9 protein-coding genes are annotated in these 11,042 nt (G+C 35.3%); all 9 read left to right on the forward strand.

What is annotated here, in order from left to right:
* Positions 1-10 precede the first annotated feature (10 nt).
* The 9 genes from ilvD to ilvA are packed head-to-tail and all read left to right on the forward strand — an operon-like array spanning position 11 to position 10,798.
* The gene (gene ilvD / locus LQ673_RS11615; protein WP_191836005.1) at positions 11-1,699 is read left to right on the forward strand and encodes a dihydroxy-acid dehydratase; all 1,689 of its coding nucleotides are present in this window, start codon (positions 11-13) and stop codon (positions 1,697-1,699) included.
* A 12-nt stretch (positions 1,700-1,711) separates the two neighbouring features.
* Positions 1,712-3,445, forward strand: a complete 1,734-nt coding sequence (ilvB, locus tag LQ673_RS11620; RefSeq protein WP_239745057.1) for a biosynthetic-type acetolactate synthase large subunit — start codon at positions 1,712-1,714, stop codon at positions 3,443-3,445.
* Positions 3,445-3,918: an acetolactate synthase small subunit gene (gene ilvN, locus LQ673_RS11625; protein ID WP_025905048.1), complete on the forward strand. Its 474-nt coding sequence runs from the start codon at positions 3,445-3,447 to the stop codon at positions 3,916-3,918. The genes ilvB and ilvN overlap by 1 nt, the downstream gene beginning before the upstream one ends.
* A gap of 34 nt (positions 3,919-3,952) precedes the next feature.
* Positions 3,953-4,960 carry a ketol-acid reductoisomerase gene (gene ilvC / locus LQ673_RS11630; protein ID WP_025905047.1) on the forward strand — a complete coding sequence of 336 codons (1,008 nt, stop codon included), beginning with the start codon at positions 3,953-3,955 and terminating at the stop codon, positions 4,958-4,960.
* Between the two features lie 29 nt (positions 4,961-4,989).
* Positions 4,990-6,522: a 2-isopropylmalate synthase gene (locus LQ673_RS11635; protein WP_126477222.1), complete on the forward strand. Its 1,533-nt coding sequence runs from the start codon at positions 4,990-4,992 to the stop codon at positions 6,520-6,522.
* On the forward strand, positions 6,519-7,559 hold the full coding sequence (leuB, locus tag LQ673_RS11640; protein ID WP_191836004.1) for a 3-isopropylmalate dehydrogenase: 1,041 nt from the start codon (positions 6,519-6,521) through the stop codon (positions 7,557-7,559). Before LQ673_RS11635 ends, leuB begins: the two co-directional genes overlap by 4 nt.
* 15 nt (positions 7,560-7,574) lie before the next feature.
* Positions 7,575-8,948 carry a 3-isopropylmalate dehydratase large subunit gene (gene leuC, locus LQ673_RS11645; protein ID WP_037589613.1) on the forward strand — a complete coding sequence of 458 codons (1,374 nt, stop codon included), beginning with the start codon at positions 7,575-7,577 and terminating at the stop codon, positions 8,946-8,948.
* On the forward strand, positions 8,949-9,518 hold the full coding sequence (gene leuD, locus LQ673_RS11650; protein WP_191836003.1) for a 3-isopropylmalate dehydratase small subunit: 570 nt from the start codon (positions 8,949-8,951) through the stop codon (positions 9,516-9,518).
* A gap of 14 nt (positions 9,519-9,532) precedes the next feature.
* The gene (gene ilvA, locus LQ673_RS11655; RefSeq protein ID WP_025905042.1) at positions 9,533-10,798 is read left to right on the forward strand and encodes a threonine ammonia-lyase IlvA; all 1,266 of its coding nucleotides are present in this window, start codon (positions 9,533-9,535) and stop codon (positions 10,796-10,798) included.
* Positions 10,799-11,042: the final 244 nt, after the last annotated feature.

Raw genomic sequence — 11,042 nt, forward strand, 5'->3', positions numbered from 1 at the left:
GAGTGTAATTATGAGAAGTGACATGATCAAAAAAGGTGATCACCAAGCACCTGCAAGAAGCCTATTACATGCAACAGGACAAATCAAGAGCCCAACGGATATGAATAAACCATTTATTGCGATTTGCAATTCTTACATTGATATTGTCCCAGGACATGTTCATTTAAGGGAATTGGCAGATATCGCAAAAGAAGCGATTAGAGAAGCAGGTGGTATTCCATTTGAATTCAATACAATCGGTGTTGACGATGGTATAGCAATGGGTCACATCGGGATGCGCTACTCATTACCAAGTAGAGAAGTTATTGCTGACGCAGCTGAAACTGTTATTAACGCACACTGGTTTGACGGCGTATTCTACATGCCAAACTGTGACAAGATTACACCAGGAATGTTACTAGCATCTGTTAGAACAAACGTACCTGCAATCTTCTGTTCAGGTGGACCGATGAAAGCTGGTTTATCTGCAACTGGTAAAGCATTAACTTTATCTTCGATGTTTGAAGCAGTTGGATCATTCAAAGGTGGTTCAATGACGAAAGAAGAATTCTTAGATATGGAAAAGAACGCATGCCCTACTTGTGGTTCATGTGCAGGCATGTTTACAGCAAATTCAATGAACTGCTTAATGGAAGTATTAGGATTAGCATTACCTTATAACGGAACAGCTATTGCTGTAGGAGAAGAAAGAAGAGAATTAATTAGAAAAGCAGCCTTTAAACTAATGGACTTAGTTAAAAAAGACATTAAACCTAAAGACATCATTACTAAAGATGCAATTGATGACGCGTTTGCTTTAGATATGGCAATGGGTGGTTCTACAAATACAGTCCTTCATACTTTAGCTTTAGCAAATGAAGCTGGTATCGATTATGACTTAAATAGAGTAAATGAAATAGCTAAACGTACACCTTACCTGTCTAAAATTGCACCAAGTTCTTCATACTCAATGCATGATGTACATGAAGCAGGCGGTGTACCAGCTATCATCGGTGAATTACTCAAACTCGATAATGTTTTACATCCTGACCGTATTACAGTCACAGGCAAAACATTAAGAGAAAATAACGAACATCGTGAAATTAAAAATACAGAAGTTATCCATACAAGAGATAATCCATTCTCTGAAACTGGTGGCTTATCAATGTTATTTGGAAATATCGCGCCAGATGGTGCAGCTATTAAAGTTGGTGGTGTTGATCCATCAATCAAGAAATTTGTTGGTAAAGCGATTTGCTTTAGTTCACATGATGAAGCGGTTGAAGCAATTGATAACCATACTGTTAGAGAAGGTCACGTTGTTGTCATTCGTTATGAAGGACCTAAAGGTGGACCTGGAATGCCAGAAATGTTAGCACCTACTTCATCTATCGTCGGTAGAGGTTTAGGTAAAGATGTTGCATTAATTACAGATGGTCGATTCTCAGGTGCAACAAGAGGTATCGCTGTCGGACATATTTCACCAGAAGCTGCCGCGGGTGGACCTATCGGACTCATCCAAGACGGTGATGAAATCATCATCGATTTAACGAATCGTACATTAGATGTAAATGTTTCTGAAGCAGAATTACATGCTAGAAAACAAAACATTGAACCATTTAAAGCTAAAGTTAAGACTGGTTATCTTGCAAGATACACTGCTCTTGTAACAAGTGCAAATACAGGAGGCATCTTGAAAGTACCGGACGAACTAATTTAAGGAGTGATTTGCATGGCACTAACTACTAAATCATACAAAGAACCAGATGAAGCAACTAAAGAAAAGACAATAACTTACACAGGGGCAGAATTACTTGTCCAATCATTTATTGACCAAGAAGTCGATTACATCTTTGGATATCCTGGCGGTGCTGTCTTACCTTTATATGATGCCTTTTATGAAGGTAAAGTGCCTCATATTCTTACGAGACACGAGCAAGGTGCAGTTCACGCAGCTGAAGGATATGCAAGAGTTACAGGTAAACCTGGTGTTGTAGTCGTTACTAGCGGACCTGGCGCAACTAATACAATTACTGGAATAGCTGATGCTATGAGTGATTCAATTCCACTAGTTGTACTTACAGGACAAGTTCACAGACCAGGTATTGGTAAAGATGCTTTCCAAGAAGCAGATTTACTCTCTATGACAACACCTATTACAAAGCATAATTATCAAATTACAGATGTAAAAGATATTCCAAAGATTATTGATGAAGCATTTCATATTGCTTCAACTGGTCGTAAAGGTCCAGTTGTAATCGATTTTCCTAAAGATATCGGTGTTCTAGAAACAGTTGAAGTTTCTCCAAGAGAGCTTAATTTACCTGGATATCATATTAACTTAACGCCAGAAGATAAAGAGATTGAACAAGTTATCCAAATGATTCGTTTAGCAAAGAAGCCAATTATACTTGCTGGTGCTGGTGTTAACCATGCTGAAGCTTCAAAGGAACTTACAGCATTTGCTAATAAATACAAAATTCCTGTTGTAAACACTTTGCTAGGATTAGGTTCTATCCCCTACTCTGACCCATTATTCTTAGGTATGGGCGGTATGCATGGATCATATGCAAGTAACATGGCATTAACAGAATGTGATTTGTTAATTAACTTTGGTAGCCGTTTTGATGATCGTCTAGCAAGTAACCCAGATGAATTCGCAAAAGACGCTAAAGTTATTCATGTAGATATCGATCCATGTGAAATTAACAAAATCATTCCTACAGATTTAGGTATTATTGCCGATGCAAAACAAACATTAGAAGCACTATTAGAATATGATGCTCATGAGCTTATCCATCATGAATGGTATGAACATTGTCTATCTAATAAAGCAACATATCCATTTAGATATGACAAACCAACTGATGACTTTATTAAGCCACAACAAGCAATTGAGTATATCGGAAAGATTACAAACGGAGATGCCCTTGTTGCAACTGACGTAGGTCAACATCAAATGTGGGTTGCACAATATTATCCATTTAAAACACATGGTCAAATTATTACAAGCGGTGGTTTAGGAACAATGGGCTTCGGTATCCCAGCTGCTATGGGTGCCAAGTTTGCACACCCTGACAAGACAGTTGTTGCATTTGTTGGTGACGGTGGTTTCCAAATGACTAACCAAGAAATGGCCATTTTAAATGATTTTGATAATGACATCAAAATCGTATTAATCAACAATGGTGCTTTAGGTATGGTTAAACAATGGCAAGATAAATTTTATAGTCAACGTTTTTCTCATTCAGTATTTGCTGGGCAGCCTGACTTTATGAAGCTTTCTGAAAGCTATGGCGTTAAAGGTTTCATGATCGATTCTAACGATAAATTAGAATCTACGCTTGATGAAGCATTCGCTCATAAAGGCCCAGCCTTAATCGAAATTAGAATTTCCCCTTCTGAACCAGTACTTCCAATGGTTCCAAGTGGACAACCAAACTACAAAATGGAGGGCGTTGAATAATGAAAAGAACAATTAAGACTCAAGTACTCGATAGAGCGGGTACACTCAACCGACTTACAAGTATTTTTGTAAGGAGACAATACAACATTGTTTCTCTTTCTGCAACGCCTACTGAAACAGAGGGCATTACAAATATTACATTTATTGTGGATGTTTCAGATGAAAGTAGTACAGAAACAATTATTAAGCAGTTAGAAAAGCAAGTAAATGTAATATCTGCCCTAGATATTACAGATAACAACCTATTTAATAGAGAACTTATTTTAATCAAGTTAGGACATCCTGACGATTATCAAACGTTCGAAAAAATCATTAAGCCTTATGAAGGTCAATTAACCATTTTAAAAGATTTAGAAGATTATATTTATATTCAAGCAATTGGAACCCATCAAACAATAGAAAATCTATTGGATGATTTAAAAATATATCCTGTGACACAAGTGTCACGAACAGGTTCTGCAGGATTACTATAATACAAAATAAAACAAATTAATGGAGGCATTTATTATGACTAAAGTATTTTATGACAACACGGTAACAGAGGACGCATTACAAGGTAAGAAAATCGCAGTAGTTGGATATGGTTCACAAGGACATGCACATGCTCAGAACTTAAAAGACAACGGATATGATGTTGTTATTGGTATTCGTCCAGGTAAATCATTTGATCAAGCTAAAGAAGATGGTTTTGAAGTATATCCAGTAGATGAAGCTGTTAAACAATCTGACGTTGTAATGATTCTATTACCAGATGAAATTCAAGGACAAGTTTATAAAGAAGAAATTGAACCTAACTTAGATGAAGGAAATGCTTTAGTATTTGCTCATGGATTTAATATTCACTTTAAAGTTATTCAACCACCAGCAAACGTAGATGTATTCTTAGTTGCACCAAAAGGACCAGGTCACCTAGTTAGACGTACATTTACTGAAGGAAGTGCTGTACCTGCACTATACGCTGTATATCAAGATGCTACAGGCAAAGCAACTCAATTAGCATTAAGCTATGCAAAAGGTATCGGTGCTACTAGAGCTGGTGTTATCGGTACAAGCTTTGAAGAAGAAACTGAAACTGATTTATTCGGTGAACAAGCAGTACTTTGTGGTGGTGTAACGAAACTTATCCAATCTGGTTTCGAAACATTAGTTGAAGCTGGTTATCAACCAGAAATTGCTTACTTCGAAGTATTACATGAAATGAAATTAATCGTTGATTTAATGTATGAAGGCGGAATGGAAAACATGCGTTATTCTATTTCAAACACTGCAGAATTTGGAGATTATGTATCTGGTGAACGTGTTATCACACCTGATGTTAAAGAAAATATGAAAGAAGTACTTAAAGATATTCAAACAGGAGCTTTCAGTGATCGCTTCATTAAAGATAACGAAAATGGCTTCGAAGAATTCCTAAGAATGCGTAAAGAACAACAAGGACATCAAATCGAATCAGTAGGTAGAGAATTACGTGACATGATGCCATTCGTTAAAGCTAAAAGTATTCAAACTAAATAAAAGTACTAGAATTTAAGGAGAGGATTATTATGTCAGACCATATTCAAATATTTGATACAACTCTAAGAGATGGAGAACAAACACCAGGCGTCAGCTTTTCATTTGATGAACGCCTCAAAATTGCTATACAACTAGAAAAATGGGGAGTCGATGTAATAGAAGCTGGCTTCCCCGCTTCTAGTGAAGGTAGTTTTAAATCAGTAGAAAGTATTGCTAAAGCATTAACAACAACTGCAGTTTGCGGATTAGCTAGATGTAAAAAGTCAGATATCGATGCTGTACATGAATCAACAAAAGAAGCACAACATAGACAAATTCATGTTTTCTTAGCAACTAGCCCTATCCACTTGGAATATAAATTGAAAATGACTGAAGAACAAGTATTAGCATCTATAACAGAAAATGTAACTTATGCAAAAACATTATTTGAAAAAGTTCAATTTTCACCTGAAGATGCTACAAGAACACCTTTACCATTTTTAATTAAAGCAGTACAAACAGCAGTTGATGCTGGTGCAGATATTATCAATATTCCAGATACGGTTGGTTATTCTTATCCTACAGAATATGGTCAAATCTTTAAGACACTTATTGAAACAATTAAAAGTGATCATGAAGTGATATATAGTTCTCATTGTCATGATGATTTAGGTCTTGCTGTAGCAAATGCCCTATCTGCTTTTGAAAATGGTGCGCGAAGAGTTGAAGGTGCAATTAATGGAATCGGTGAACGTGCTGGTAATACTGCTCTTGAAGAAATTGCACTTGCACTACACGTTAGACAAGATCATTACAACCTATCTACTAATATCAATCTAGCTGAAACTAAAAACACAAGCGACATGGTAAGTAGATATTCAGGTCTTCGAGTCCCAAGAAACAAAGCAATCGTTGGTCAAAATGCCTTCAGTCATGAATCTGGTATTCATCAAGACGGTATTTTGAAAAACCCTGAAACTTATGAAATTATGACACCTCAACTTGTCGGTGTTGTTAAAAACTCTTTACCACTTGGTAAACTATCTGGTAAACACGCGTTTAGTGAAAAGTTAATTGAACTTGGATACAATCTCTCACCAGATGAACAAGTGGAAGTATTTAAACAATTTAAATCAGTCGCAGATAAGAAAAAACAAGTAACTGATCGAGATATACACGCTATCCTTCAAGGTAGTGAACATGAAGAAAATGCATACTATAAAGTAAATGCACTTCAACTTCAATTTGTATCAAATGGCTTACAAAGCGCTGTTGTCGTTATTGAAGATAAAGAAGGAAATACTTATAAAGACTCATCTATTGGTTCAGGTTCAATTACATCAATTTATAATGCAATTGATAGAATTTTTGATTACACACCTGAATTACAACAATATCGAATTGAATCTATTACAGAAGGTACGGATGCTCAAGCTGAAGTACACGTTCAAGTAGAATTCGAAGATGAAGTATATACAGGTATCGGTATTGACTACGATATTCTATATGCTTCTTGTAAGGCATATGTTGAAGCACATGCTAAACACAGTGAGAACAAATTGAAAGAAGGCGTAAAGTCATGACATACAAAATCACTGCCCTACCCGGTGATGGAATCGGTCCAGAAATTTTAGAAGGTAGTATTGAAATACTAGAATTATTATCAAAGAAATTTAATTTTGATTATGAAATAGATACTAAAGATTTTGGAGGTATCGCCATCGATAAACATGGCGAGCCTTTACCTCCAGAAACTTTAACTGCTTGTCAAAACAGTGATGCAATATTATTAGGAGCCGTTGGTGGTCCTAAATGGACTGATCCAAAAAATAGACCAGAACACGGCTTATTAGGTATTAGAAAAGCATTAAATTTATTTGCTAACATTAGACCAACTATTGTTACTGAATCAACTGCACATTTATCACCATTAAAAGAAGAACTCGTAAAAGGTACTGATTTTATCATTGTACGTGAATTAACGGGTGGTTTGTATTTTGGAGAACCAAAATATTTTGATGATGAAAAAGCAATTGACACACTTGCATATACTAAAGAAGAAATTACAAGAATCGCACACGTTGCATTTCAGTTAGCTACTAAACGAAATAAAATCGTTACATCAGTAGATAAAGAAAATGTACTAAGCTCTTCAAAACTTTGGAGACAAACATTAGAACAAGTTTCTAAAGAATATCCAGATGTCACACTAAATCATCTTTTAGTAGACGCATGTAGCATGCATTTAATTACAAATCCTAAACAGTTTGATGTTATTGTAACTGAAAATTTATTTGGAGATATTCTAAGTGATGAAGCTTCAGTTATTCCAGGCTCACTTGGCCTTTCACCTTCTGCAAGTTTTGGTGAGAATGGACCAAGTTTATATGAACCAATACATGGTTCTGCACCTGATATAGCTGGTCAAAATAAAGCAAACCCTAGTGGTATGTTACTATCATTAGCAATGTGTATTAGAGAAAGTTTACATCAACCTGAATGCGCTCAGTATTTAGAAGATATCGTATTTAGCACAATCAAGAAAGGTATTGCAACTAAAGATTTAGGTGGAAATAACAGTACATCTGAAGTCTTCGAAGCAATCAAAAATAATATTTAGAAGGAGGAAAACGACATGTCTCAAACATTATTTGATAAAGTATGGAATCGACATATAATAGCTGGTAAAGAAGGTGAACCCCAATTATTATACATCGACTTACACCTTATTCATGAAGTTACATCTCCTCAAGCATTCGAAGGCTTAAGATTACAAAATAGGAAAGTAAGACGTCCCGATCGAACGTTTGGAACATTGGATCATAATGTACCTACAGTTGATATATTCAATATTAGAGATGAAATTGCTAATAAACAAATTAGTGCTTTGCAAAAAAACTGTGAAGCATTTGGTGTAAAGTTATTTGATATGGGTTCAGATGAACAAGGTATCGTGCATATGGTTGGCCCAGAAACAGGTTTAACACAACCAGGTAAAACTATCGTATGTGGTGATTCACATACTGCAACGCATGGTGCATTTGGAGCTATTGCTTTTGGTATAGGTACAAGTGAAGTAGAACATGTTTTTGCAACTCAAACACTATGGCAAACTAAACCAAAGAACTTGAAAATTCAAGTTGATGGTACATTGCCAACTGGTGTTTATGCTAAAGATATTATCCTATACTTAATCAATCAACACGGCGTTGATTTTGGTACTGGTTACGCTTTAGAATTCGCTGGTGAAGCTATTTCTAATATGACAATGGATGAGCGAATGACAATTTGTAATATGGCAATCGAAGCTGGTGCTAAATATGGCATGATGAAGCCAGATGAAACAACTTTTGAATATGTAAGAGGACGTAAATATCAACCTGAGAATTTTGAAGCAGCTATTGAAGATTGGAAAACTTTGTATTCAGATGAAGATGCTACTTACGATAAAGTAATTACTGTAGACGTAAGTGATCTTGAACCACAAGTCACTTGGGGTACAAGTCCTGAAATGGGTGTTAGTTTTAACACACCATTCCCAGAAATTAAAGATTTAAATGATGAAAGAGCCTATAATTACATGGGACTTCAACCAGGTCAAACTGCTAGAGATATTCCTCTAGGTTATGTTTTCCTTGGTTCTTGTACAAATGCAAGACTTTCAGATCTTATTGAAGCAAGTAAAATTGTAGATGGTCATAAAGTCCATCAAGATATTACAGCAATAGTCGTTCCTGGCTCTAGAAGTGTTAAACTTCAAGCAGAAGCGCTTGGTCTAGATAAAATTTTCAAAGAAGCAGGATTTGATTGGCGTGAACCTGGATGTTCAATGTGTCTAGGAATGAACCCTGACCAAGTTCCTAACGGTGTTCACTGTGCTTCAACAAGTAACCGTAACTTTGAAGGTCGTCAAGGTAAAGGCGCAAGAACGCATCTTGTATCTCCTGCAATGGCAGCAGCAGCAGCTATTAACGGAAGATTTGTAGATACTAGAAAGGTGGTCATTTAAATGGAACCAATTAATATTTTTAATGGTAAAACAGTTCCCCTACTCAATGATAATATTGATACGGATCAAATCATTCCAAAAGCTTTTTTGAAAAGAATTTCTAAAACTGGTTTTGGCCCCTTCTTATTCGACGAATGGCGTTATTTAGAAGATGGTTCTGATAATCCAGATTTCAACTTAAATAAACCAGAATTCAAAGGTGCAAGCATACTCATTTCAGGTGATAATTTTGGTTGTGGCTCATCAAGAGAACACGCAGCTTGGGCATTAAAAGACTTTGGATTCTTAATCATTATAGCAGGTAGTTTCAGTGATATATTTTATATGAACTGTACTAAAAATGGTATGTTACCTATCGTAATTGAAAATAAAGAAGACAGAGAAGCAATTGCGCAACATAGTGAAATAACGATTGATTTACCTAACCAACAAATTATTACACCTGAAGCAAAATATCATTTTGATATAGATGCGACATGGAAGAATAAATTGGTTAACGGTTTAGATGATATTGCTATTACATTAACTTATGAAGAACAGATCAACCAATATGAAAAAATGCACAACTAATTGGGAGTGGTAGAATGACCTTAAAAACACGTTTAAGTGCTGAAGATATAGAAGAAGCATTTTTAAAATTAAAAGATACAGTTAAACAAACACCGTTAGAAAAAGATATGTATTTATCACAGAAGTTTGACTGTAATGTATATTTAAAAAGAGAAGATTTGCAATGGGTACGTTCCTTTAAATTAAGAGGTGCGTACTATGCAATTAATCAGTTAACAGACGAAGAACGAGCAAATGGCGTTAGTTGTGCGAGCGCAGGTAATCATGCACAAGGTATCGCATTCACGGCTAAACAACTCGAAATCAAAGCTGTTATATTTATGCCAGTAACAACACCAGCTCAAAAAATTAATCAAGTTAAATTTTTCGGTGGTGAATTTGTACAAATAGAATTAATTGGCGATACTTTTGATGATTGCTTAAAACATGCGTTAGATTATACTGAACAATTTGGATTAAGCTTTATTGATCCATTCGATAATATTAATACAATTGCTGGTCAAGGTACGATTGCTAAAGAAATAGTAGATTATGCAGAAGAAGAAGATATCAAATTTGATTATTGCTTCGCTGCAATCGGTGGCGGTGGCTTAATTTCAGGAGTAGGCACTTATCTCAAAGATACAATGCCTACTACACAAGTCATTGGTGTAGAACCACTTGGAGCAAGTAGTATGGCTCAATCTGTTAAAGCTAATAAAATTGTTACATTAACAGATATCGATAAATTTGTAGATGGTGCTTCAGTAGGAAAAGTTGGACAATTAACATTCGAAATTTCAAAAAATGTTGTTGATGACTTTGTTGCTGTAGATGAAGGTGAAGTATGTAGTACAATCCTAGATATGTACTCTAAACAAGCTATTATTGCAGAACCAGCTGGCGCATTAAGTGTCACTGCACTTAATCATTATAAAAATGAAATTAAAGGTAAAAATGTTATTTGTATTGTCAGTGGTGGTAACAATGATATTAACCGAATGAAAGAAATTGAGGAGCGCTCACTTTTATTTGAAGATATGAAACATTACTTTATTGTTAACTTCCCACAAAGACCAGGTGCATTAAGAGAGTTTGTTAACGAAGTGCTTGGACCAAATGATGATATTACAAAATTTGAATACTTAAAAAAATCGAGCCAAAATACAGGTTCTGTTATTATAGGCATTCAACTTAAAGATCATAATGATTTAGACCAACTTTATAAGAACGTTAGCGAATTTGATCCTAAATACATCTATATTAATAAGAATAAAATGCTTTATTCATTACTAATATAAGTACGTAACCAAATAAAAACATCTCATTTCTCTGTTTATTACAGAAAGAAATGAGATGTTTTTTTAGTTATAAATCGTATTCTATATGCTTAATTATTATGTACTGTATACATGCCCTTTATCTTCTACTTTATTTCAACTAAATTTAAACATAAAAAAAGAGACCTAACAGGTCTCGAGTGCGGCTCATCGCATCCATTTATAAACATTTGCCCGGCAACGTCCTACTCTCGCGGAACGTAAG

The organism is Mammaliicoccus sp. O-M54 (assembly GCF_022386035.1).
GTDB classification, from domain to species: Bacteria; Bacillota; Bacilli; order Staphylococcales; family Staphylococcaceae; genus Mammaliicoccus; species Mammaliicoccus sciuri_A.

What these genes read in the sequence shown, in the direction of transcription:
- ilvA (WP_025905042.1), top strand. Translation starts at nt 9,533, where the DNA reads ATGACCTTAAAAACACGTTTAAGTGCTGAAGATATAGAAGAAGCATTT.
- leuB (WP_191836004.1), top strand. Translation starts at nt 6,519, where the DNA reads ATGACATACAAAATCACTGCCCTACCCGGTGATGGAATCGGTCCAGAA.
- leuC (WP_037589613.1), top strand. Translation starts at nt 7,575, where the DNA reads ATGTCTCAAACATTATTTGATAAAGTATGGAATCGACATATAATAGCT.
- ilvN (WP_025905048.1), top strand. Translation starts at nt 3,445, where the DNA reads ATGAAAAGAACAATTAAGACTCAAGTACTCGATAGAGCGGGTACACTC.
- ilvB (WP_239745057.1), top strand. Translation starts at nt 1,712, where the DNA reads ATGGCACTAACTACTAAATCATACAAAGAACCAGATGAAGCAACTAAA.
- LQ673_RS11635 (WP_126477222.1), top strand. Translation starts at nt 4,990, where the DNA reads ATGTCAGACCATATTCAAATATTTGATACAACTCTAAGAGATGGAGAA.
- ilvD (WP_191836005.1), top strand. Translation starts at nt 11, where the DNA reads ATGAGAAGTGACATGATCAAAAAAGGTGATCACCAAGCACCTGCAAGA.
- leuD (WP_191836003.1), top strand. Translation starts at nt 8,949, where the DNA reads ATGGAACCAATTAATATTTTTAATGGTAAAACAGTTCCCCTACTCAAT.
- ilvC (WP_025905047.1), top strand. Translation starts at nt 3,953, where the DNA reads ATGACTAAAGTATTTTATGACAACACGGTAACAGAGGACGCATTACAA.